The 21,529-nt window shown below is 70.1% G+C and carries 26 protein-coding genes, 1 tRNA gene and 3 pseudogenes; 17 read left to right on the top strand and 13 right to left on the bottom strand.

From position 1 onward, the window contains the following. Positions 1 to 82: 82 nt before the first annotated feature. The 3 genes from AB0399_RS09670 to AB0399_RS09660 form a co-directional block, all read right to left on the bottom strand. On the bottom strand, positions 83 to 943 hold the full coding sequence (locus tag AB0399_RS09670) for a helix-turn-helix transcriptional regulator (protein WP_366410886.1): 861 nt from the start codon (positions 941 to 943) through the stop codon (positions 83 to 85). Positions 944 to 982: 39 nt separating this feature from the next. Next, positions 983 to 1,082, bottom strand: a tRNA-OTHER gene (locus tag AB0399_RS09665). A gap of 7 nt (positions 1,083 to 1,089) precedes the next feature. After that, a complete protein-coding gene (locus AB0399_RS09660) occupies positions 1,090 to 1,278 on the bottom strand; it encodes a hypothetical protein (RefSeq protein ID WP_366410885.1) in 189 nt (62 codons plus the stop codon). Positions 1,279 to 1,383: 105 nt separating this feature from the next. Between AB0399_RS09660 and AB0399_RS09655 the strand changes: the two genes are divergently transcribed. The 10 genes and pseudogenes from AB0399_RS09655 to AB0399_RS09610 all read left to right on the top strand — a co-directional run bounded on the left by AB0399_RS09655 (position 1,384) and on the right by AB0399_RS09610 (position 5,001). Then, on the top strand, positions 1,384 to 2,223 hold the full coding sequence (locus AB0399_RS09655) for a helix-turn-helix transcriptional regulator (RefSeq protein WP_328471709.1): 840 nt from the start codon (positions 1,384 to 1,386) through the stop codon (positions 2,221 to 2,223). Further along, positions 2,220 to 2,429 carry a DUF397 domain-containing protein gene (locus AB0399_RS09650; protein WP_328471711.1) on the top strand — a complete coding sequence of 70 codons (210 nt, stop codon included), beginning with the start codon at positions 2,220 to 2,222 and terminating at the stop codon, positions 2,427 to 2,429. The genes AB0399_RS09655 and AB0399_RS09650 overlap by 4 nt, the downstream gene beginning before the upstream one ends. A 155-nt stretch (positions 2,430 to 2,584) precedes the next feature. Beyond that, positions 2,585 to 2,794, top strand: coding sequence for a DUF397 domain-containing protein (locus AB0399_RS09645; RefSeq protein WP_366410884.1), 210 nt, complete (start codon positions 2,585 to 2,587; stop codon positions 2,792 to 2,794). A 97-nt stretch (positions 2,795 to 2,891) separates the two neighbouring features. Further along, positions 2,892 to 3,090, top strand: a pseudogene (locus tag AB0399_RS09640) (DUF397 domain-containing protein). A 94-nt stretch (positions 3,091 to 3,184) separates the two neighbouring features. Then, positions 3,185 to 3,394 carry a DUF397 domain-containing protein gene (locus AB0399_RS09635; protein WP_366410883.1) on the top strand — a complete coding sequence of 70 codons (210 nt, stop codon included), beginning with the start codon at positions 3,185 to 3,187 and terminating at the stop codon, positions 3,392 to 3,394. A gap of 97 nt (positions 3,395 to 3,491) precedes the next feature. Beyond that, on the top strand, positions 3,492 to 3,701 hold the full coding sequence (locus AB0399_RS09630) for a DUF397 domain-containing protein (RefSeq protein WP_366410882.1): 210 nt from the start codon (positions 3,492 to 3,494) through the stop codon (positions 3,699 to 3,701). Positions 3,702 to 3,802: 101 nt separating this feature from the next. After that, positions 3,803 to 4,012: a DUF397 domain-containing protein gene (locus tag AB0399_RS09625; protein ID WP_366410881.1), complete on the top strand. Its 210-nt coding sequence runs from the start codon at positions 3,803 to 3,805 to the stop codon at positions 4,010 to 4,012. A gap of 155 nt (positions 4,013 to 4,167) precedes the next feature. Next, the gene (locus AB0399_RS09620; RefSeq protein ID WP_366410880.1) at positions 4,168 to 4,377 is read left to right on the top strand and encodes a DUF397 domain-containing protein; all 210 of its coding nucleotides are present in this window, start codon (positions 4,168 to 4,170) and stop codon (positions 4,375 to 4,377) included. Positions 4,378 to 4,485: 108 nt separating this feature from the next. Continuing rightward, positions 4,486 to 4,695 carry a DUF397 domain-containing protein gene (locus tag AB0399_RS09615; protein ID WP_366410879.1) on the top strand — a complete coding sequence of 70 codons (210 nt, stop codon included), beginning with the start codon at positions 4,486 to 4,488 and terminating at the stop codon, positions 4,693 to 4,695. 96 nt (positions 4,696 to 4,791) lie between these two features. Continuing rightward, a pseudogene (locus AB0399_RS09610) lies at positions 4,792 to 5,001 on the top strand (DUF397 domain-containing protein). 93 nt (positions 5,002 to 5,094) lie between these two features. Here AB0399_RS09610 and AB0399_RS09605 read toward each other — a convergent pair. Next, the gene (locus AB0399_RS09605) at positions 5,095 to 5,808 is read right to left on the bottom strand and encodes an SDR family NAD(P)-dependent oxidoreductase (RefSeq protein WP_366410878.1); all 714 of its coding nucleotides are present in this window, start codon (positions 5,806 to 5,808) and stop codon (positions 5,095 to 5,097) included. 134 nt (positions 5,809 to 5,942) lie between these two features. Continuing rightward, positions 5,943 to 6,587: an NAD(P)H-dependent oxidoreductase gene (locus AB0399_RS09600; RefSeq protein WP_366410877.1), complete on the bottom strand. Its 645-nt coding sequence runs from the start codon at positions 6,585 to 6,587 to the stop codon at positions 5,943 to 5,945. A 304-nt stretch (positions 6,588 to 6,891) separates the two neighbouring features. On the opposite strand from AB0399_RS09600, the gene AB0399_RS09595 reads away from it, so the two are divergent. The 3 genes and pseudogenes from AB0399_RS09595 to AB0399_RS09585 form a co-directional block, all read left to right on the top strand. Beyond that, positions 6,892 to 7,305: a helix-turn-helix domain-containing protein gene (locus tag AB0399_RS09595; protein ID WP_366410876.1), complete on the top strand. Its 414-nt coding sequence runs from the start codon at positions 6,892 to 6,894 to the stop codon at positions 7,303 to 7,305. 210 nt (positions 7,306 to 7,515) lie between these two features. After that, positions 7,516 to 8,175 carry a hypothetical protein gene (locus AB0399_RS09590; RefSeq protein WP_366410875.1) on the top strand — a complete coding sequence of 220 codons (660 nt, stop codon included), beginning with the start codon at positions 7,516 to 7,518 and terminating at the stop codon, positions 8,173 to 8,175. A gap of 267 nt (positions 8,176 to 8,442) precedes the next feature. Further along, positions 8,443 to 8,738: pseudogene (locus tag AB0399_RS09585) on the top strand (transposase); the annotation flags it as partial. 18 nt (positions 8,739 to 8,756) lie between these two features. Here the strand turns inward: AB0399_RS09585 and AB0399_RS09580 are convergent. The 3 genes from AB0399_RS09580 to AB0399_RS09570 all read right to left on the bottom strand — a co-directional run bounded on the left by AB0399_RS09580 (position 8,757) and on the right by AB0399_RS09570 (position 10,242). After that, entirely contained in the window at positions 8,757 to 9,173 is a 417-nt protein-coding gene (locus AB0399_RS09580; protein WP_366410874.1) for a hypothetical protein, read from the bottom strand. Positions 9,174 to 9,198: 25 nt separating this feature from the next. After that, entirely contained in the window at positions 9,199 to 9,555 is a 357-nt protein-coding gene (locus AB0399_RS09575) for a DUF6228 family protein (RefSeq protein WP_366410873.1), read from the bottom strand. A 177-nt stretch (positions 9,556 to 9,732) separates the two neighbouring features. Next, the gene (locus tag AB0399_RS09570) at positions 9,733 to 10,242 is read right to left on the bottom strand and encodes a DUF2750 domain-containing protein (RefSeq protein WP_366410872.1); all 510 of its coding nucleotides are present in this window, start codon (positions 10,240 to 10,242) and stop codon (positions 9,733 to 9,735) included. Between the two features lie 527 nt (positions 10,243 to 10,769). On the opposite strand from AB0399_RS09570, the gene AB0399_RS09565 reads away from it, so the two are divergent. The 3 genes from AB0399_RS09565 (at position 10,770) to AB0399_RS09555 (ending at position 12,891) form a co-directional block, all read left to right on the top strand. After that, positions 10,770 to 11,435 carry a sigma-70 family RNA polymerase sigma factor gene (locus tag AB0399_RS09565; RefSeq protein ID WP_366410871.1) on the top strand — a complete coding sequence of 222 codons (666 nt, stop codon included), beginning with the start codon at positions 10,770 to 10,772 and terminating at the stop codon, positions 11,433 to 11,435. Continuing rightward, entirely contained in the window at positions 11,432 to 12,037 is a 606-nt protein-coding gene (locus tag AB0399_RS09560; protein ID WP_366410870.1) for a hypothetical protein, read from the top strand. The genes AB0399_RS09565 and AB0399_RS09560 overlap by 4 nt, the downstream gene beginning before the upstream one ends. A gap of 260 nt (positions 12,038 to 12,297) precedes the next feature. Next, positions 12,298 to 12,891 (top strand): RICIN domain-containing protein, encoded by a 594-nt coding sequence (locus tag AB0399_RS09555; RefSeq protein ID WP_366410869.1) that lies wholly within the window; start codon positions 12,298 to 12,300, stop codon positions 12,889 to 12,891. Positions 12,892 to 13,023: 132 nt separating this feature from the next. Here the strand turns inward: AB0399_RS09555 and AB0399_RS09550 are convergent, their stop codons facing one another. Continuing rightward, positions 13,024 to 13,530: a hypothetical protein gene (locus AB0399_RS09550; RefSeq protein WP_366410868.1), complete on the bottom strand. Its 507-nt coding sequence runs from the start codon at positions 13,528 to 13,530 to the stop codon at positions 13,024 to 13,026. Positions 13,531 to 13,688: 158 nt separating this feature from the next. Further along, complete coding sequence (locus AB0399_RS09545; protein WP_366410867.1) at positions 13,689 to 17,126, bottom strand: Ig-like domain-containing protein; 3,438 nt, start codon at positions 17,124 to 17,126, stop codon at positions 13,689 to 13,691. A 456-nt stretch (positions 17,127 to 17,582) separates the two neighbouring features. Between AB0399_RS09545 and AB0399_RS09540 the strand changes: the two genes are divergently transcribed. Further along, positions 17,583 to 19,073 carry a VCBS repeat-containing protein gene (locus AB0399_RS09540; RefSeq protein WP_366410866.1) on the top strand — a complete coding sequence of 497 codons (1,491 nt, stop codon included), beginning with the start codon at positions 17,583 to 17,585 and terminating at the stop codon, positions 19,071 to 19,073. A 27-nt stretch (positions 19,074 to 19,100) separates the two neighbouring features. Here AB0399_RS09540 and AB0399_RS09535 read toward each other — a convergent pair whose 3' ends face one another. The 3 genes from AB0399_RS09535 to AB0399_RS09525 all read right to left on the bottom strand — a co-directional run bounded on the left by AB0399_RS09535 (position 19,101) and on the right by AB0399_RS09525 (position 21,467). Continuing rightward, entirely contained in the window at positions 19,101 to 19,634 is a 534-nt protein-coding gene (locus AB0399_RS09535) for a VOC family protein (RefSeq protein WP_366410865.1), read from the bottom strand. Between the two features lie 228 nt (positions 19,635 to 19,862). Next, positions 19,863 to 20,807, bottom strand: coding sequence for a C45 family peptidase (locus AB0399_RS09530; RefSeq protein ID WP_366410864.1), 945 nt, complete (start codon positions 20,805 to 20,807; stop codon positions 19,863 to 19,865). Between the two features lie 171 nt (positions 20,808 to 20,978). Beyond that, entirely contained in the window at positions 20,979 to 21,467 is a 489-nt protein-coding gene (locus tag AB0399_RS09525) for a pyridoxamine 5'-phosphate oxidase family protein (protein WP_366410863.1), read from the bottom strand. Positions 21,468 to 21,529: the final 62 nt, after the last annotated feature.

Raw genomic sequence — 21,529 nt, 5'->3', positions numbered from 1 at the left:
GCATAGTGCCCGCAGGGAGTTCGCGACGGCGGCGGCGTCCGTATATTGGTCAGCACGTCCACTATACGGACTCGGGTTGCCGCTACGACCGCGTGTGCGTGGTGTGTTCGGCCAGTACGGTACGCAGGAAAGCCAGCGAGTCCGTCGGCGTGAGAGCGGTGTCGCGGAGCAAGTCGTAGGCCAGGCGCAGCGGTTCGACGTCTTCGGGTTCCTCGACGAGGTGGCCGCTCCAACTGCTCTGCGTGTACGCCACGACGTGGCCGTCCTGGAAGAAGATCAGCTCCAGGCAGCTGCGGATGTGGTGCGGGCCGGTCCCGAACGGCACGACGTGCAGCGACACATCGGGCTGCTGGGCAACGTCGATGAGGTGCTCCAACTGGCCGGTCCACGTCTGGGGGTCGCGCGCCCCGCGCCGTAGTACGGCCTCGTCGATCAGTGCGCGGTAATGAACCGGGTTGGGTCCGGTGAGACGGTCCTGCCGCTTGAGCTGCTCGGTGACCTGCGCGCTCAACTGCTTGATGCTGCGCGGGCGGGCGGTGCGGAGCTGTTCTTCGGCGTAGGCGCGGGTCTGGAGGAGGTACGGCACCGCGCTGACCGCGTACTCCTGCACGCTCACCGCGTCCGCCTCCAAGGGGGCAAGTCCCAGGAACGGCTTGTCCTTCGCCTCGCGTTTGGCCAGGTGCCACAGCTTCACCAGGAGGGTCCCGGTGCCGTACACCTTGTCCAGCGCGGTGGCCGCCTCCAGGGTCCCGAGTCGCTGCCCCCGCTCCAGCCGGTGCAGATACGACTGCTCGTACATGCACAGCCCCGCGAGTTCCATCAGCGTCAGCCCCGCCTGCTGGCGCCGATAGGCCAGTTCACTGGCGTACAACTCCCGTGCCGACAACCACTCCCAGTCGATGAGCATCCTGGTGGTGCCCTTCTCGCCGCTGGTGCTGGCCATACGGATGTCCTCTCTACGGTGTCGTTCGTGCTCGCCAAGTCCCCTTGTCCGGACTCGAACCGGAGTCATCGGGCCGACCCGCACGCATGAACGGAGGTAGTGCGGGGGCCCGGGCTCTTCCTGACTGAGCTACAAGGGGAGGTGCTTCAACGGTGGTCGGGTGGGGTGGCCGGCTCGGTGTGCCCGCTCCGCCGGCAGCGCTTGCAGCCGCACGGCGGCAGGGCGCTGCTCAACGGTGTCGGCAGGGTTGCCGGCTGCACGTCGTAACGGTCCCGGACGGTGGTGCGCTCTCCGGACATCGGATTGACCCGATACACGGCGATGGTCATACCCATGGCCCGTTCCTCTCCGTAGTGGTTCCACTACCGGACTCGGCCAGAGTGACGTACAGTCAGAATTCCTTCAAGTAAGCAGAAACGAAGGAAGGTTTGGGGTGTCCCATGGTCAACCGCAAAGAGCTGAACCCCGAGAGCAGCCCACGAGCGGCCTTTGGTGCTCGCTTGCGCAGGCTGCGGGAAGCCCGCGGCTGGAACCAGGACGATCTCGCGGAGGAATTGGCATATTCCAGCCAGCACGTTTCCGCGGTTGAAACTGGTCGCAAGCCGCCAACCCGCTCGTTCTCACGCAAGGCCGATGTTGCCTTCGGAACCGCTGAATCCGCAGATTCGTTCGAACGCGAATGGCACGAGATGCGGCGCGGCTCGATGCTGGCCGGTTTCCCGGAGTACGTCAGGTACGAGGGCCGGGCCACGGAGATCCGGCTGTTCGAGATCGGTGTCGTCCCGGGCCTGTTGCAGACGCGTGAGTACGCGGAGGCGTTGGCGGACGGTGATGTACAGCGCGGCACTATCACCGCCGAGCAGGCCGCCGAGCGAGTCTCCGTGCTCATGGACCGACAGGCCGCGCTGGTGAGGACTCGCCCGCCCATGGTGCTGGTGGTGATGGACGAGAGCTGCCTCCTTCAGGCTGTCGGCGGCGCCGAGGTCATGGGCGCCCAACTCCAACGGCTGGTCGAGGCGGCGGCCCTCCCCAACTGGATCGTCCAGGTGGCGCCTTTCAGCATTGGAGCGCGTCGCGCGTTTAAGCTCCCGGTCTACCTGCTCACCCTTGCCGACCGGTCCGTTGCTTTGTATGCCGAATCACAAGCACAGGGGCACCTTGACCGCGAAACCACTTCCGTACTGCCCCTGTTGGGGGCCTACCATCAGCTACAGGCCGAATCGCTGTCGCAGGCGGCGTCGGTGGCCATGATCAACCAGCTACGAAAGGGCACGTCGTGACGACCGAAACCCCCCGTTGGTTCAAGTCCTCGTACAGTGGCAACGGTGGCGCCTGCGTCGAGGTCGCCGCCAACCTCGCCGCCTCGCGTGGCGTGGTCCCCGTCCGTGACTCCAAGGACCCGAGCGGCCCGGCGTTGGCCTTCTCCGCCGACGCGTTCGCTTCGTTCGTGGCGGGTGTGAAGGCCGGCGAGTTCCCCCTCGTCTGACCCGTTCCCGCACCACGCATCAACGGCCCTGCTACCCCTCACGGGTAGCAGAGCCGTATGCGCTGGAGCCACGTACGCCGAGCGGCGGGAACAGGGGCGAATCCAGCGTGAAATCGTCTCTGTTGAGCCGATGCTGGGGGCCTACCATCGGCTGCGTGATGACCGAGACCCCGCGTTGGTTCAAGTCCTCGTACAGCAGCAACGGTGGCGCGTGCGTCGAGGTTGCCGCCAACCTCGCCGCCTCGCGTGGCGTGGTCCCCGTCCGTGATTCCAAGGACCCGGGTGGCCCGGTGCTGGCTTTCCCGGCTGATGCGTTCGCCTCCTTCGTGGCGGGTGTGAAGGCCGGCGAGTTCCCCCTCGTCTGACCCGCTCCCGTACCCCGTACCCATCGATTGTTCGCCGAACCGCCGTGGCAGGCGGTGCCGGTGGCCGTGATCAAGCAGCTACGAAAGGGTGCCCCCCGTGACGACCGAGACCCCGCGTTGGTTCACGTCTTCCGTACAGTGAGAACGGCGGCGCGTGCGTCGAGGTTGCTGCCTCCCGTGGCGTGGTTCCTGTGCGTGATTCCAAGGACCCGGGTGGCCCGGTGTTGGCCTTCTCGGCTGATGCGTTTGCTTCGTTCGTGGCGGGTGTGAAGGCTGGCGAGTTCCCGCTCGTCTGACCTGTTCCCGTACCCCGTAGCCATCGATTGTTCGCCGAACCGCCGTGGCAGGTGGTGCCGGTGGCCATGATCGGCGAGTTGAGGAAGGACACCCGTGATGACCGAGACTCCGCTTTGGTTCACGTCTTCGTACAGCAGCAATGGCGGCGCCTGCGTCGAGGTTGCCGCCAACCTTGCCGCCTCCCGTGGCATCGTCCCCGTCCGTGATTCCAAGGACCCGGGCGGTCCGGTGCTGGCCTTCCCGGCTGATGCGTTTGCTTTGTTCGTGGCGGGTGTGAAGGCTGGCGAGTTCCCCCTCGTGTGACCCGCTCCCGCAACCCCGTACCCATCGATTGTTCGCCGAACCGCCGTGGCAAGGCGGTGCCGGCGGCCATGATCAGCGAGTCGAGGAAGGGCACCCCGTGATGACCGAGACCCCGCGTTGGTTCACGTCTTCCTACAGTGAGAACGGCGGCCAGTGCGTCGAGGTCGCCGCCAACCTTGCCGCCTCCCGTGGCATCGTCCCCGTCCGTGATTCCAAGGACCCGGGCGGTCCGGTGCTGGCCTTCCCGGCTGATGCGTTCGCCTCCTTCGTTGGGGGTGTGAAGGCCGGCGAGTTCCCCCTCGCCTGACCCGCTCCCGATTCCGCTCCCGCACCAATCGACGGCTCGCCGAACCGCTGTGGCACGCGGTGCCGGTGGTCGTGATCGACCAGCTACGAAAGGGGCACCCCGTGACGACCGAATCCCCCCGTTGGTTCACGTCCTCGTACAGCGCCAACGGCGGCCAGTGCGTAGAGGTGGCCGCCAACCTTGCCGCCTCGCGTGGCATCGTCCCTGTCCGTGATTCCAAGGACCCGGGTGGTCCGGCGTTGGCCTTCTCGGCTGATGCGTTTGCTTCGTTCGTGGCGGGTGTGAAGGCCGGGGAGTTCCCCCTCGTCTGACCCGTTCGCGCACCACGCACCAACGGCCCTGCTACCCCTCGCGGGCAGCAGGGCCGTACGCGCTGGGGCCACGTACGCCGAGCGGTGGGAACGGGGGCGAATCCAGCGTGAAATCGTCTCTGTTGAGCCGATGTTGGGGGCCTACCATCGGCTGCGTGATGACTGAGACTCCGCTTTGGTTCAAGTCTTCGTACAGTGGCAACGGCGGCAACTGCATCGAGGTCGCCGCCAACCTTGCCGCCTCCCGTGGCATCGTCCCCGTCCGTGATTCCAAGGACCCGGGTGGCCCGGTCTTGGCCTTCCCGGCCGATGCGTTCGCCTCCTTCGTGGCGGGTGTGAAGGCCGGCGAGTTCCCCCTCGTCTGAACCCACTCCCGCGACGCTCGCCATTCGTCGACAGGCGGAGACGCTGTTGTAGGTGGCGGATGTGGTGCGGATGTGGTCGTGATCGACCAGCTACGAAAGGGGCACCCCGTGACGACCGAATCCCCCCGTTGGTTCAAGTCTTCGTACAGCGGCAACGGCGGTGAGTGCATTGAGGTGGCCGCCAACCTTGCCGCCTCGCGCGGCATCGTCCCTGTGCGTGATTCCAAGGACCCGGGTGGCCTGGTGCTGGCCTTCCCGGCTGATGCGTTTGCTTCGTTCGTGGCGGGTGTGAAGGCCGGCGAGTTCCCCCTCGTGTGACCTGCTCCCGCAACGCGTACCAATCGTCGACAGGCCGAACCGCTGTGGCAGGCGGTGCCGGTGGCCGTGATCAAGCAGCTACGAAAGGGTGCCCCCGTGACGACCGCATTCCCCCGTTGGTTCACGTCCTCGTAGAGCAACAACGGCGGCCAGTGCGTAGAGGTTGCCGCCGACCTTGCCGCCTCCCGTGGCATCGTCCCCGTCCGTGATTCCAAGGACCCGGGCGGTCCGGTGCTGGTCTTCCAGGCCGAGGAGTTTGCTTCGTTCGTGGCGGGTGTGAAGGCCGGCGAGTTCCCTCTCGCCTGACCCGGCGGGGCCTCCGGCGTATCCGGTGGAGCGGCGGTGCGGACCGTACACGTAGTCCGCACCGCCGAGAAGAGCGGCCGATCATGCGGCCCGTCAGCCGTCGGCCTTGAACGCGGGGTGGACTTCCTCGACGCGGTCGCGCTCGGTGTACATGTCCCAGTAGAGCGCGGCGAGTTCGGCCGGGTCGACGACCGGGAACGAGGCCGCCAACTCCGACGCGCCGGCGGCCTCTGCCGCCTCGCTGCCTCCGATGAACGCGGCGACCGAGAGGGTGCCCGCGTAGATGCCCGACTTGGTGAGTTCCCCGTGGAGGGAGTAGAGCCAGTTGCGGGCGGCGGCCATCAGCGGGCCGACCCCGCTCGCGTTCGGCATGGGGTGGACCGCGGTGGCGCCGGTGGTCATCAGGAACGCGCCGTCGCCGCGTTTCTGCCACTCCGGCAGCACGGCTTGGACGACGGCCAGCGGTGTGAGCAGGAGCAGTGGGATGCCCTGGACGAGGGTGTCCGGGTCGAGTTCGGCGGCGGGGGTGAAGTGGACGCTGGGGATCGGGCCGTACTCGACCGCGTCGATCCGGCCGAACCGCTCGCGGATGGCCTCGATCAGGGCGGGGATCTCCTTGGGTTCGGAGAGGTCGGCGGTGAAGCCGGTCGCGTCGACGCCCTCGGCGCTGAGCTGGTCGACGAGGGCGTCGAGGCGGTCCTTGCGACGCGCCACCAGGGCGACGCGGAAGCCCTCGGCGGAGAAGCGTCGGGCGAGGGAGGCGCCGAGACCGGGGCCGGCGCCGAAGATCGCGATCACTTTGGACATGGGGGTGTTCCTCCAACTACTGCGGCAGCGGCGGTGAATGAGGGTGAGGGACGGGGGAGAAGGGGGTGGGTCAACCCGGGGAGTTCCACGCCAGGGGGTTCTGGTCACCGTCGGGTTGAGGCGGGCCGGTTACGTCATGCGGCACGCGCCGTGCCGATGGTCGTGGCGAGGCGGCGGGCCTGGTCGTGGGCGGCGGCCATGGACGCCTCGTGCAGCGGAAGCAGCGGGGCGAGGGCCGGTGCCACCGGGGCCATGGTCAGCTCGGGTATCACCGTGGTGACGTCCAGGCCGAGGAGGTCGTCGTGCCCCAGAACGGCCTCCAGCGTGGGCACCACGTAGTCGAGGCCCTCCTTGGGGGAGCCGGGTCCGTAGCCGCCGCCCCGGGCGGAGATCAGCACGGCGGGACGGCCCGCCGCCGGGGAGGTGCCGGTGTGGCTCATCGTGCGGTCCAGGACGATGACCTGGTCCAGCCACGCCTTGAACACCGACGGCATCGAGAGGTTGTACATCGGCACGGTGAACAGGTACGCGCCGGCGCCGAGGAACTCCTCGATCAGCTCGTCCTGGAGCGCGGCGGCCGCGGCCTGCTCGGGAGTGCGCCGGGCCGGGTCGGTGGTGCCGGCGGTGATTCCCGCGGCGGTCAGGTGCGGTACCGGCGAGGCGGCGAGGTCGCGGTGGACGACCGGGCCCTGCCACTGGTCGCGGAAGGACCGGGCGACCTGGCGGGAGACGGAAGCCTCGCCGAGCGAGGAGGAGTCGATGTGCAGCAGGTACGACATGGCGTGGGCGCCTTTCAGCGGGATGTCCGGATCGGAGGGCGGTCGGGGGCGGGCCCGGGGGCGGGCCGGGGGGCACGGTGGCCGCCCGGCCCGTACCGGGGGCAGGTGACCTCGGCCCGTACCGGGGACAGGTGATTTCGGCCTGTACCGGGGGCAGGTGACCTCGGCCCAGACCTCTGCCTCGATCGCTGCCTTCACGGCCCGAGCTCCAATTCCTCTCATTTGTTCGTAGCGCCATGATGCGCCAGTATGGAAGCCGGTACAAAAGGCACACCGGTGTGCGCGACGGAGAGGGATGGGCGCCATGCAGGACAGCACTGATGGGGAGATGGCGGCGGCGATCGGGCCGTGCGCGAGCATCCCCGCCGACCACATGCCGTTCATCCGGCAGGTCCTCGACCGGGTCGGCGACAAGTGGAGCATGCTGATCACCGCGGCCCTGGAGGACGGCCCGCTTCGTTACACCGACCTCCAGCGCCAGATCCCCGGCATCTCCCAGCGCATGCTCACCCACACGCTGCGCCAGCTCCGGGACGACGGCCTGATCACGCGCACCGCCTACGCGGAGGTGCCGCCGCGGGTGGAGTACGCCCTCGCCCCGCTCGGCCGCGGCCTGCACGAGATCGTCATGCGGCTGATCGGCTGGGTCGCCGACCACCACGACGAGATCCGCGCCAACCGCGCCCAGTCCGACACTTCAGCCTCCCCCCGCGCCTGAGCCCCTGCGCGCACCGGTACTTCTCGGCGGTGACGTGAACCCACGCGGCGTGGTGACGGCGGGCGACGCGGCGGGCGAGGCGGTTCGGGGCGCGGCTCTGGCCGCGGTCGCGGCGCCGGACTCGCCCACCGGCGGACGAATCCCCGTCCTGGACGTGCCACTTGGGGTCCACTACTCGCGACCGATCAAGTGGATCTTGGAGCGCACCTCATGTCCTCACGTCAACGCCCGGCCCTCGCCACTGTCGCGGCCGTGCTCGCCCTCGCCGCCTGCCCGATGCTGGCCGGCGCCTCCGCCACGGCGGCCCCCGCCACCGCTCCGGCCGACGGCGCCTCCGCCCGCGCCGGCGGATTGCTGCCGCCCATCGGCGCGGAGATCCCCTCCTCCATGCTCGCGATCAACAGCGAACTCGAGGTCAAGGGCGCGACCTACCACGTGGACTTCCGCGGGGGTATCAAACAGCGCGTCGACGTCAACCCGAACGACCCCCTCTACAGCGTCCGGCTGCGCACGGTCGGCTTCAAGGTCAGCGCGGAGATCGACAGCGGGAAGTACAACTACGTCGTGTTCGAGCAGAACGACGTCGACGTCGACGTGAGGAGCACCCTCACCCTCACGCAGCAGTTCCCCCCGAGGTACGTGGAGCGCGACGAGCTCTCCTTCTCGGCGGTGTTCGAGCCCAAGGACGGCGGCGAGCCTCTCGTCCTGGTGACCAAGGAGCCGATGGTCCTCACCGCGTCCCTCACCCAGTACCCGGCCAGGGGGGATCAGTACCGCTTGGACAAGCCCGTCGACCTGGTCGACCCCGAGCACCCGGACAACGTCGAGGCGGTCCTGAAGACGTTCCCCAGCAAGCGCGGCGGCCTGTAGGCTCGTTGTTCAACGTCCGTCCCTGAAAGGCCAGTTGGCTGCCCGGTGGTAGCCGGCGGGCGGTGCGACAGCGGTGCGGCCTTGGTGTGATCATGTGCGTTGTCGAGACGCTGTTGATCATGCCAAGGCCGCGAGGGTGAGTCTGTCCGCGTCGAGTCCCTGACCGTGTTGTCCCGGTTCCGGACCGACTTCTACGGCTGCCTGTCCGCCCGCGCGGACGCGGTCCGGCTCACCCCCGGCGCCGACCTGGCCGCAACTACCACCGCCCAGGTCCGCCTCGCCCGACCACTCGCCACCGACCTGCGGCGCCCCTGGAGAAGCCGGCGCCACCGCACAAACTCACTCCGGCCCGCGTCCGGCGCGGGTTCCGGAACCTCCGCGCAACAACCGGCTCCCCGGCGGGTGCACCCGAACCCGGCCGCTCCGGCCCCGGCCGACCGCCCGGCTCGAAGAATCGCCGCGCCGCCACCCGCCACGACATCGGCCGCGTCCTTGCCACCGGTGAGACCTATCAACGGCCCGCTCATCACAAGACCGGGACCGAACCCCGGCGGATCAGCTGAATTGCCAGGCCGGGGCTCCTATGGCTGAACAGCTACGGCATCGATCCCAGACGCCCGCAGCCTGCCCGCCAGCAATTCCATCTCGGGCAGGGTGCCCGAGTACGCACCGGTCACGACCTCGTTCAGCACGGACCTGACGCTGACCAGATCAAGGCCGAGTTCGGCCCGCAGGACACGCATGATCACGGCATTGCGTGCCGAAGGAACCACCTGGAGCAGCGCTGGGCCACGCTCGGACAGCAGACGGTCTCGAAGTTCAGCAGGCAGATCGCCACCGCAGGCGGCTACCGCAAACCCGCAGGCCGGGCACCTGGACTCCGTATCCCAGCGTAGAGAGCCGTTCACCAGGGCCTGAACACCCCAGCATTCCAACTCTGCACCACAGTCCTGACACGCGGCCGAGTACCTGATGGACGCGAAGACCGGCTGCTCCATCCTCCACCCCCTTCACAGAGACGAGTTAAACGACAAGGTAAGTGCCTGTTTGTGAGTCGTTCATGACGCGGACGTCGTTGGAACCTTGGGGTTTTCCCAGGTCGGAGTTGGAACTTGTCGGGACCGCCCCGCTGTTGCGGGTTGATCCAAACGCAATCGCCCTCGCGGTAGAAGACCCACCGGTAGGCGGTCGGCTCGGACTCGAACTGAGCGCGAACCACGTGGTCCCCGAGGCGGTCCAGCCGCCGGTGGCCTTCGGCCAGGCCCGCTCGCCGTTCCAGCCTCGGTGGTCTCTGGCCAGTTCCTCCAGGAACGGGACGGGATCGCTGTCCCGATTCCAGGCCGCGACCTCGTTGACACGAGCGGCAGGACCGGAGCCCACAGTTCGACGGCATAGTGCACGGAGCCTTCGTCGAAGCTGAACCGATCGCAGAACTTCACGCCGACGGCCGGGTTGTCCTGGCAGTGGAAGGTGACGCCGGGCTTGTCGTCGGTGTCGCTGTCCGGGGAGGCCATGGGTGGAACGCTAGACCAGCGTCAGATCGCACGTCATCCGGATTCACCGGTGGTGGGGTGCAGTACGGCCTCGGCTATCTCGCGGACGCGCGCCAGGGTGATGCCGGTCCGCTGGGAGATCCGCGACGACCTCCACGAAGCCTTCCTCATCCTCGGATGCACACTCATCTGCTGGCGGCGACTGCACACTGACGAGCGATGCTGTGGGTTGGTCAGCCGCCGCCAGTCGGTTGAGAACCTCCTTGGTGGTAAGGCTCCAGCCGACCAGGTGCGGTCCGCTCCAGTTGATACCGATCACGAGTCCATCCCGTGCGGCGTCGGGCAGCACATGCTCGCACCAGGTGTCCAAGGGCATGGATTCAACGCATAGCCCATGCCCCCAGATGTCCGCCGCCCTCTGGGCGCGGTGCTGCGTCGACCAGAAGGGGAGACTTCGCCCGCCGTGCTCGGAGAGGTGAGTCGGACTTCCCTCGTCATTCCGGACAAGCCAGACCACTCGGTTCCGGCAAACATCTCGGAAGAACGCTGCCGCTTGCGAACCGCTCTGACTCATGGCCACCGAGCCTACCGACCCCCGCCACTCATTTCGTTAGGAGTTCTTAGCCGGAGTTACCAATGGCCGTCGATCCGGCGGAGGCGATCGAAGCGCACCGGGCGTTCATCGCACGCCGTCGAGCCCTGCGACCGAGCGAGGAATGCCGCACTCCCACCAGCGACGAGTGGGACGCCTTCCTGGCCCACTTCGAGATCCGCGACCACCTCAACGTACGCGGCGTTGCGACGGCGGGCGAGGCGGTTCGGGACAGCGGCGGCCCCCGACGCTGTGCAGACGTCGGAGCCACGGCCGTCCCGGTGCGTGCTGTCCCGGCCGAGGCCCAGGGGGATACCGGGGCCTCAGGAACTGGAGGCGACCTTGCCGTCGTGGACCATGACCTTGGGGTCGGCGCATTCGGCGACGCGTGCCTCGTGGGTGGCGGTGACGGCGGTGGTGGTGTGCCGTGCTGTAACGCTTTCGGGCCGGACGCGCACGTAGGGGGTGAGGGAGCCGGACGGGCTGCCGTCGAGAGGGGAAGCGATTCAGTGGACATATCCGCACGCCGCCGGGGTGATCCGGCGGGCAGCTCGGCACGCGGGCGTGTACGGGATCTGGAGGACCTGGAGGGCTTCTACCGCAGGCATGTCGATGACGTGACGCGGTTCGTGGGCCGGCGGTTCGACGACCCGCACACCGTCGCCGATGTCGTCGCCGACATCTTCCTCGCCGTCGTCGACTCCGGCGACGCCTACCGGTCGGCCGCACGCAATGAGCGAGCGTGGCTGTACGGGGTCGCGCGGCACGTCGTCTCCGCGGAGTACCGCCGCAAGAACCGGGTGGACGTGCTCAACTCCCGTGTCGCGGGGCGGCGGTTGCTGGGCGCGGACGACATCGCGCAGGTCGAGGACCGGATCGTCGCCGAGAACGAGGGGCGCGCGATGGTCGAGGCCATGGAAGGTCTGCCGGAGCAGCAACGGGCCGTGCTGGAACTCGTCGCCGTCGACCAGCTCACCGTGGCCGAGGCCGCCCGCGCGCTCGGCATCAGCTCGGTCAGCGCGCGCGTCACCCTGCACCGTGCCCGCGCGCGACTGCGCAAAGCCGCCGGGGCCCGGTCGGACGAGAGCTCGTCCGCCGCCCCGCTCACCCGTAGCACGGCCGCCGTACTCGACGCCTCGGCCGCGTCGATCGACCTCTCCAGGAGCAGAGCATGAACGACTCGACCAGTTTTGAGGACCGGCTGTGGGACGCCCTCGTCCGCGAAGCGGGCCGCCCCACGGACGAGTTGCCCGCCGACCGCCTCCGTGTCCGCCCGGCGCGCCGCGCCGTGACCGCGCGTCGCGCCGGGTTCGGCCTGGCGGCCGCCGCGATCGCGGGCGCCACCCTGGTCGCGCTGCCCGGCGGCGGCGGCGCGGCACCCGCGTACGCGGTCGATGTGCAGAAGAACGGCGTGGTGGAGATCAGTTACGACGCCAAGGCCAAGCCCATGAACACCACCGAGGAGCTTGCGAAGCTGACGTCCGAGCTTCGCGCGGCGGGGATCAAGATCTACCAGCCGCAGGGCAAGGCCGGTCGCGTGGGCTGTGCTTCGTTCGTGCCGTTCGCGGCGGCCCCGGACGTGCAGAAGTCCAAGGCCGGCGCCGTGGTGGACGGAGCCGTGGCCGGTGTGTCCGCCAAGCAGTATCTGCACCGCGGCGACACGGTCCAGGTGCTGCGCATCCGGCTCGGCAAGAGGCAGGTCTATGCCGTGAGCGTCCTTCACCCGAACGACTGCCGTCTGGTGCGTAGCAACTCCCCCCAGGCGACTCCCCGTTGACCTTCGTACGTCCCAGCGGTGAGGACGGCGGCCGGCCGCCGTCCTCGCTGTCGCGGGCCGCGCCGGGGGAGCCGTCGTGGCGGTGCGACGATGCGGTCGCGCGGCCGCCTCGCGGCGCGGCCGATCCTTGAAATCCTCGCAAAGGCGACATGTTGGCTGGATTTCGTCTCTGCGGCCCGCCGGCGGACGACCGTAGGCTCGCCGTGAACGGGGGAAGCAACAGAGCTGCCCTCCGCACGCACACGGGGGGCTCAACCGGCATGCGGACCATCACCAAACGCACCGTGCAAGGCGTTCTCGCCGCGACGATCGTCCTCGGGGGGATCGCCGTCACCGGCGGCACCGCGCAGGCGTACGGGGACATCGACCGGTGGGACCTCAACAGCCCGGGCTACCAGCTCGGCGGCAACGACAACACCGGCCGCTGCGTGGACGACTCGTCCGACGCCAGCGTCGCGGACGGCAACCTGCTACGCGGGTTCCCCTGCGGTCAGGGCAACTACGACGGGGGCTGGCAGAAATGGAAGGTGATCGCCCTGGCCAACGGCTACGCCCAGCTCCAGAACGGCGCCACCGGACTGTGCCTGGACGACTCCTCCCACTCGGACGGCAAGGACTACTTGCGCGGGTTCCCCTGCCTCACGCCAAGCTTCACCGCTGGTTGGCAGGGCTGGCGGATCGTCAACCGCACGACCGCGAAGGGCTACTACGAGCAGGTGCTCCAGAACGCCGCCACCGGCCGCTGCCTGGACGACTCCAACGCGGGACCCAACAACGGTGACCTCCTGCGGGGTTACACCTGCAACGGCACCTCCCAGGACAACGGTTTCCAGGGCTGGGACATCTGGACCTGAACCGACGGACCGACCTGACGGACCGACCCGACAGACCGACCTGACGGACCGACCCGCGCCCCGTGTCCGGCCCCGGTCGGCCGGGGCGCGGTCGTGCGATCAGCGCCGTGTTCGCGCTCGGTGGGCACCGGGTCACCGGAAATTCCGTTCGGTGAAGGCTTTTCCGCCGGCGACGGCTGCGGCGAAGTCGCCCGTCGAGGTGAGGGAGAGGTGCCCCATCTCGCCGCGGCCGGTGACGAGGAGGTGGGACTCCCGCACGGTGGCCGACCAGACCCAGGACTCACCGGCGGTGCCCAGGGTGCCGGTGACGCTCCGGCCGTCCACCTCGGCATCCGCTGCGGTGACTTCCGCGGCCCGGAACCCGAAGGCGTTCTCCGGGGTGATCTCCTGCTGCCCCGGGATGTCGTACCAGGTGATCACTCGTAACGGGTTCTCGCCGGGCGCCGACGGGCTGTAGCGGATCTCGACGGAGTAGTACGCCTCCGCGATCAGGTGGAACTCCGCGAGGAGGGCTGGTGCGGGCACCGGTTCGGCGAGCATGTAGACCGAGAGCCGGCCGGCGTCGAACGCGCTCTCGATCTGGCGGTAGTGCTTCTCCCGCAGCCGCAGGGCCAGTTGGATGTCACCGCGAAATTCCATCGTCCTACTGTGCCCCCACGCGGAGGTCCCCCGACAGGGCCGGTGCCGCCGCGATACGCCCGGGGAGGCGGGAAACGGACACCCGCCGAAGCCCCGACCGCGGGCAGCCTCCCGCCCGCGCACGCCTCGGCGGCCCGGTCATTCGCTGCCGGTGTTGGCTAGCCTCCCAGTTCGGTGAGGAGGGCCGGGTCGAACGGGCCGTCGTAGGTTCCGATGCGGAAGCCGGCGATCGTTCCGACGAATCCGCGGCTCTGCGCCGCAGGGTGGACGTCGTTGCCGATGCCCACCGTGTCGTCGAGGACCTGGGTCGAGGGCGGGGCGTCTCCGGTGACCGCGGGCAGTTCGACGCCGTCGAGAAAGACGTGCAGGGTCGCTACGGTGCCGAAGCCGTCCCAGCCGATCCGGAGGTCGTGCTGCTGCCCGGTCGCCGGCAGCGGAGCGCTCGCGGTGTGGTTGCTCTCCCCGGCGGGAGCGAAGCCGTAGGTCAGCCGGCCGCCGCCGTAGCGGACCCACAGGTTGCCGCCCACGGCGAACAGCGTGGCCAGCGAGGGCTGTTCGGTCCCGGCGGCCGGGGTGAACCTCACGTCGGCGACGAAGTTCCGCGTCAGCCGGGCGTCGCCCCAGGAGGTCGCCGGTGCGAAGCCCACGGCGTTGTCGCCGCCCTTGAGCACGACGCCCTGACCGGGCTGGACCGTCTCCGTGCCCGCCCGGCGGTCGATGGTGCCGAGGGCGACCTCGCCGGCGCCGGGAGCGTAGGCGTGGTCCGTGAACGAGCCGCCGAAGCCGACCTCGGCGGTCAGGCTCAGCGTGCGCGGCCCGATGACCACCGAGACGGTCCTCGGCGCCGAGGTACCGGTCCGGTCGGCCTGGACCGCCGAGATGGTCCGCACGCCGTTGGCGAACGCGGTCGCCGGAGCGCACGCCCACGTGCCGTTCGGCGCCACGGTGGCGGTGCACACCTGGCGTGCCGCGTCCGGATCGGTCACCGTGACGGTGGCTCCGGCCAGCCCCGTACCGGCGATGCGGGTCGGCGAGTTCGGCAGGGCGGCGAACGGTGCCGGGTCGGTGATGACCGGTGTCGGCGGGCGGCCGATCGAGAGGTCCGTCGGGTCCGCTCCGGCGGGCACGTTCGCGATCAGGAAACCGCTGGAGAGCACGGCCAGATCGGTCCCCGAGACCCGGACCCCGCCGACGTAGACCGCCTTGGACGGCGAGAACCCGGAGCCGGCGACGAGTACCTGCTCGGGGGTGCCGGCCGTCGCGGGGGAGGTGCCGGAGTAGGTGATGCGGGCCGGCAGCGCGGCGTCCACGGCCTGGTAGGCGCCCTGCGGCCCGGCCGCGCCGAGCACGGCCCGGGCGCTCCGACCGCTGATGGTGCTCGCCAGGTCGGCGGGGCCGGGCCGGCTGGGGAACGCCGTGTTCGCGCCGATGCACACCGCGTCGGGGCTGTCGTCGGGGTCCGCCTGCCAGTTGCCCACGGTCGCGTTGCGGCACGCGCTGTTCGTGGGCCAGTGACTCGACATGGAGTAGTGCGAGTTCCACTCGACGTTGCCGGTGACCGTGATCCACTGCGAGCCGACGTCGGGCGCGACGAAGTACGAACTGTGGACGGTGTCGGTGTCACCGACGTTGCCGCTGATCGTCAGGCCCTGCGCGTACGACGCCTGCTGGTCGATCGAGCCGTCCGCGCGGTAGACGGTCGGGCCCTGCTGGCCTTCGGTGTAGACGTCGCCGCCGTCGCCGAACATCTGCATGTTCCGGTGGAACCAGTTGGCGGTGATCGCGTTGTGGGCGTTGATGTTGGTGGTGTGGTTCCAGTACTGGTCGAGGGTCTCGGGCGGGTTGGCGCTCGGCAGGGACTCCGCGTCCGGGTGGCCCTGCCACGCGCCGGAGGTGATGCCGTCGTAGGGCATGTCGAAGATGTCGTTGTGGGAGATGGTGGTGTGCCGGGTGAACAGCATCGTCACGCCCGCGGCCCCGATGTAGTCCAGGCCCGCGTCGTGGATGACGTTGTCGTCGACCACGTTCCCGGTCATGATCTCGCCCTCGCCGTGGGCGCCGATGTCGTCGTGGGCCGACGCGCTCGGGTTGTCGGAGCAGTCCGCGATCACCGTGGCGGCCGGATCGTCGGCCGAGCCGGGGGTCGGGTCCCCGGAGCAGCCGAGCCAGATCGCGCTCGACGCGATCTGGCGGAACTCGCTGCCGCGCACGAGGTTGTCGTCGCTGCCGTACCTCACTCCCAGCCCGATGCCCCCGAGGTCGCTGAACCGGTCGCCGTCGAAGGTCACGTGCCGGGCCGCGGTCAACTGCACGTTCGCGAGCGGCTGATCGAACGCGGCCCACGGGCAACTGCCTTCCGCCGGTGCGCCGAAGTGGCATTCGCCCTGGCTCGCCGGCAGCGCGTCGCCGCCGGCGTCCCTGGCGATCGGCTGGGTGACCATGAGGTTGTCCTGCACCTGGGCGAACCCGGTCGGGGTCGAGGGCTGGTTCCAGGTCGCGGTGCTGAACGTGATGCCGCGGAACGTGAGGTCGTGCACGGGGTGGGCCAGCGTCCCGGCGACGTTCACGAGCGATTCGAGCCGCGGGATCTCCACGTCGAGGGCGGACACGCGCTGCCCGGACGCGGGCTCGAAGTACAACCGGTCCGCGGAGTCGTCCAGGTACCACTGCCCGGGGCTCAGCAGCGCGTAGGCGTTCTCGATCATCGTGGGCGGAGTTCCGGCGGCGAGGCTGTACGGGGTGATGTTCGAGGAGTTGCCGCCCCACACGGTGGTCTGCTTGTTCGTGACGTTGTTCCAGCACGGCTGAGCCATGCCGACCGTGGTGGTGCCGGGCTTCGCGCCCGCGCCGACCGACGCCACCGGGCACTCCACGGTCGCCCAGTCCATCGGCGGTGCGGGCGTGTAGACGAACTGCATCTCGTGCAGCTGCGTCGCGTTGAGCCGCGCGGCCAGATCCGAGAACCAGGTGGCGGTGGAACCGGTCGTGGTGAACGCCGTCCTGTCCCACGAGGTCAGGCTCAGGCCGAGCTGCGCCGGGGTCTTCTGGGCGACCGGCGCCTCCACCCCGTCGACGTACAGCTGCCGCGTACGGGTCCCGGCCGGCACCGGGGCGGACCATACGTCGGAACCCTTGGCGTGCGTCCACCGCGTGACCCGGGTGCCGCCGGAGATCACCGGGTGCGCCCCGGGGGCCGCCCGCCAGGTGACCGGGTGACCGGGCTTGCCCGAATCGGCCGGGCCGAAGTCGAGGCCGTGCGCCAGGCGGTAGGTGCCGTCGGCCAGGACGACGGTGACGTCCGCCGGGTGCGGCTTGGCGACTTCCTTGCGGACGGCCGCTTTCGCCGCGGTCAGCGAGCAGGGCGCGGACGCCTTCTCGCATGTCGTACCCGGCCCCGACCCCGATCCCGGCTTCTGCCCCGACCCCGGCTTCTGCCCCGACCCCGACGGTGCGGCGTACAGCGTGAGGGACTTCGTCGGCGACGCCGCCACCGCGGCCGGGACCAGCCCGCCGCCGAGCAGGAGGGCGGCGGTCAGGCCCAGGACCTCCGCGATCCGGCTGCTCCGGGCATGGGTGCGTAACGTGCGAGGCAACATGTGCGGCTCCTTGGATAGAGGCGCGTGCGGTGGGCCGAAGAGGTCGGCCGGTGTCTCGGTCGATACGGTGATCGGGTGGGAGCGGCCTCGCGGCAACCCGGCTGATACATCGGATGTATCGGCTCGCGGAGGACGCTAGTGGGACGCCTCTGAGGGGTCAAGAGGGTTGGCGACAACCGGCTGGAGGTTCGTAGGCGGCCTCCGAGCAAGTCGCACTATGTCGGCCGCCAGCAGGTGAGTTCGGACCCTGGGCGGCAGAAGGAGCCGCCCGATCCGGGGTGTTGACGGGTGAAACGCATCCGGGCCGTATCCGGGCCGTATCCGCGCATGTGGCCGCTCTCGCGGGAGAGATCGGACGGGCCGGGACGGAGGTCGCCCGGAACGCGGGCGGGCGTCGCCTGCGGTGCGCCCGCACACCGGGGGCAACCTTCCCGCCGTGCCGGAGGTCTGAGGGGCATGGGAAGAAGCAGAGCAGCGTTCACCGTGGCGGTCGCGGGCACCGCAGCCGCCCTGCTGAGCCTGCTCGGCTGCACGGGCCGGCCCCACTCGGCGGCGTCCCCGACCGCGACCACCGCCAAGACACCGGCCACGTCACCGGCCAAGCCCCCGGCCAAGGGCCCGGGCGTGCCGGAGGACTTCACCGGCGACGGACGTCCCGACCTGGTCGTGGCCGCCGCCGACGCCACCATCGACGGTGTCGCCTCCGCCGGATACCTCGCCGTCGTCCCCGGCTCCGCCACCGGCGCCGACCCCGCCCACGCCACCGTGTTCACGCAGAACGGCATCGGTCAGGGGCCCGCCGGGACGGGCGGCGAATTCGGCGCGGTGACCGTCTCGGCCGACCTCGACGGCGACGGTCGCGCCGACCTCATCGCCCAGGCCGGCCGCTCCACCGTCTTCGTCGTCTGGGGCGGCGCCACCGCCTCCGCGCCGGCCGCCCGGTTGCAGGGCCGCGCACCCCTCACCGGGGACTTCGACGGCGACGGCCACCCCGACCTGCTCCTGGCCGACGACGGCCCGGCCGGGGGCACCATCGACTACGGCCCGTTCTCCCGCACCGGCAAGCCCGCCCGTACCGCGGCCGTGTCCTTCACCCCCCAGCTACCGAAGCGCCCGCCCAGCTACCCCAACCTCGGCATCCCGCTGGCGGTCGGCGACTTCAACGGCGACGGCCGCGACGACGTCGTCACCCAGTGGTTGGAGGACGACGGCGACGACGTCCCCCCGAAGGCCACCGTGATCTACTACGGCTCCGCGTCCGGCCTCGTCCGCGGCCCGCGTCTGACCGGGCCCGACGGCAAGGATGTGCACAGCACCTACGGCTCGCTCACCACCTACACCGCCGACCTCAACGGCGACGGCCACGCCGACGTCGTCGACTGCGTGCTCCCCGAAACCCAGGGGGACACCGGCGGAGTGCCGCCCCGCTCCCGCGTCACCGTCAACTACGGCAGCCCCCACGGCATCCCCGCGCGGGCACCGCAGGCGTTCGACGTCAGCACCCGCGGTCTGCCCGAGGCCGGCACCGGCCCGGACGCCGAGCTGGGCCGCGCGGCGGCCGTCGGTGACATCAACGACGACCGGTACGCCGACCTCGCCTTCACCACCACTCCGGGCGGTTCCGGCGAGTCCGGTCAGTCCGGCGGGTCCGGTCAGGCGCAACCGGCCGTCGTCGTGCTCTACGGCGGCCCGAACGGCCTCACCGTCAGCCACGCCCAGACCATCCCCGGTCACGCCACCGCCCTCCGCATCATCGACCTGGACCACGACGGCCACGGCGACCTCGTCATCGGCCAACCAGCCTCCACCGTCGTCGAGCAGGTGGTGAGGGTGCTGCGCGGCAGCGCACGCGGCGTGCAGACCGCCCACCCGCAAACGATCACCGCGGACGACATCGGCCGACCGGCGAGCCAGTCGAACACCTTCGGCTACGGGTTCGCCCGCTGAACGAGCCGAACGAGCCGGTCGCAACGGTCAGTCGGTCGTCCTGACGGGCGCGCTGCTGCTTCCCTGGCGCCGGCCACCGAGCTCCGCGTCGAGCGTCTCCTGAGCCACGCGCATCACCTCGGCGTACACAGGGTCCGCCAGGCGCTCCCACATCTCGCTTTCCGCGACGTCCTCGACGAGGCCGACCACCCACCAGATGTTGCCGAACGGGTCCTTGATCCGCCCGCCGCGCTGGCCGAAGGCGTCGTCGGCCAGGGAAGTGACGACCTGGCCGCCGGCCGCGAGGGCTCCTGAGAACGCCTGGTCCGCGTCGGCGACGAACACGCGCAACAGGCTCGGCATGGCGGGCCAGTCCGCGTGCCGGTCGAAGGCCAGCACGACGGTGTCGCCGACCCGGATCTCGGCGTGACCGATCAATCCGTCCTCGGTCGACACCCGCCCCAGCTCCTCGCCCCCGAACGCCCGGGTCACGAAGTCGAGGAAGGCCCCCGTGTCGTCGGTGACGACCCAAGGCGCGACGGTGGTGTAGTCCTCCGGGGCGTTGCTGGTCTGCTCGGGCATCGCTGTCCTCTCGCTGATGGTTGCTGCCGACAGCGACCGTAGGGGCGAACCAGGTCAGTTTCGGTCCTCAAGGGCAGCGAGTCGGGATCGCGGCCCGGTGCCCCTCACCCCCGCCCGCTCACCCCCGCCCGCGCGCCGGCATCGGCCCGGCCCGAGACAGCGGGGATGCCCCGTCCCACCCGGAGTTGACCTTGTCCGTGCCGGGGTGAGCGGGGGCCGGAAAACCTCTCAGCCGGACCGGCCCAGGGTCACGGTGCGGGACCCGGGTGTGAAGTCGCCGAAGGACTGCTGCCAGGACTCGCCGGGCCAGTGGTACGTCACGCGGCCTTCGGCGGGCCGGTAGCGGGCGGTGTAGAGCGTTCTGGACCCTTGGTCGTCGACGGATCGGTACAGCGGCGGCTTCAGCATCGCGGCCACGTCCGCACCCGCGGCGCGAATGGCGCGCAGCCGCTCCTGCGTCCGCAAGGCCCGCTCCTGTTCGTCGGTCACCGGCAGGTGCTGGTGATTGGCGGCGCAGGCGTCGGGCGCCACCATCGGTGACATGTCCGGCCCCACGAACACCGTCACCGCCTTCACGGGATCGAGGAGGGTGAGGTTCTGCGGGACGGCGATCGGCAAGGACCGCAGCCTGTCGACCGCCTCATCGACGGTGTCGCACGTCTCCAGCAGGTAGCGCACCACGATGAGAACGGCGAAGCCGCGTCCGTAGACGGAACGTCCGCCCCAGGTGAGCGAGATCGCGAGACCGGCGTCGTTCATCCCGTCCAGCAAGCCCCACAGCACGTCCTGCATCCCGATCACGGGGCGCAGGAAGCAGGAGGAGACGATGGTCCCCTCGCACTGGTCGGGCGGCAGGTCGTAGTTGCGCAGCAGAGTGCCGTTCCGGCCGATCTGGGTGCAGGACTGGGTGAACGGCCGCAGCGCCGCGTGGGTGAGGAAGGCTTCCGCGTCGGGCCGGTCGAGTTGGCCGGCAAGGCGGTCCAGCACCGGGACCAGTTCCGGCATGTGCGCACGGAAGAGCGTCCCAACGCGGTCCGCGCCCTGCGGAGTCCGGCCCTCCGCGGTCAGCAGGCCCGCCATCTCCCGCCACAGGGCCCGGGCGTGGGCGGCCCACCGCCCGTCGCCGCCGTCGCCGACCGCTATCGCCTGGAAGGTCTTGTGCTGCTGCCGCACGGCTGCCGCTCCCCTGGGAGAATCCGACGAGGTGAGGGCAACCTAGTCAATTGCGGGGTGAATCACCAGGCGCACGATCGCGTCGATCAGGGAGCCGGACCCGGTGGTGCCGTCGGCGGTGACCACGCTGAGGACCGGGCGTGCCCTCCCGACCCACGCCGCACCGCGCGCCTACTGACCGCCGCGCTCGGCGAGGTCCTGGAGGAACTTCGGCACCCGGCCGGCGCCGAAGTCGTAGTAGCGGGCCCAGGTCGGGGTGATCGCGATGCGCGCCATCCGGTCGTAAAGGTCACGGCAGTTCTGCTCGAACTGCGCGGCGGCCTCGGCGTCCATGCTCTTGCGGGCCGCGGCGAGGTACTCCTCGACCACGCCGTCGACGATACGGACGTCCACCCGTCCGCGTACCGACAGGGCCCGGGCCTGGTCCGGGGTGCCGCCCGCGTCGACGGCCAGGGCGACGGTCGGATGGGCTTGCAGCGCCGCGACCTTGGGCGCCGTGGCGGCCGTGGAGATCACGAACTGCTCGCCGGTCCAGTAGATGCCGACCAGGACCACCCGGGGCGTGCCGTCCTTCGCGGTGTAGGCGAGGTGGCCCGAGGAGGCCGCGTCGAGCAGTTCCGCCGCGTCGGCCAGTTCGGTGTCGATGGCGTGCTGATCCATCACGGCGTCCTTCCGGTCAGACGCGGCGCCACTCGCCGCGCTCGTACCAGGGACGGTACTGA

Origin of the sequence: Streptomyces sp. NPDC088194 (genome assembly GCF_040702025.1) — a bacterium.
Lineage (GTDB): Bacteria > Actinomycetota > Actinomycetes > Streptomycetales > Streptomycetaceae > Actinacidiphila.
This window is presented reverse-complemented; position numbering and strand designations above follow the sequence as displayed.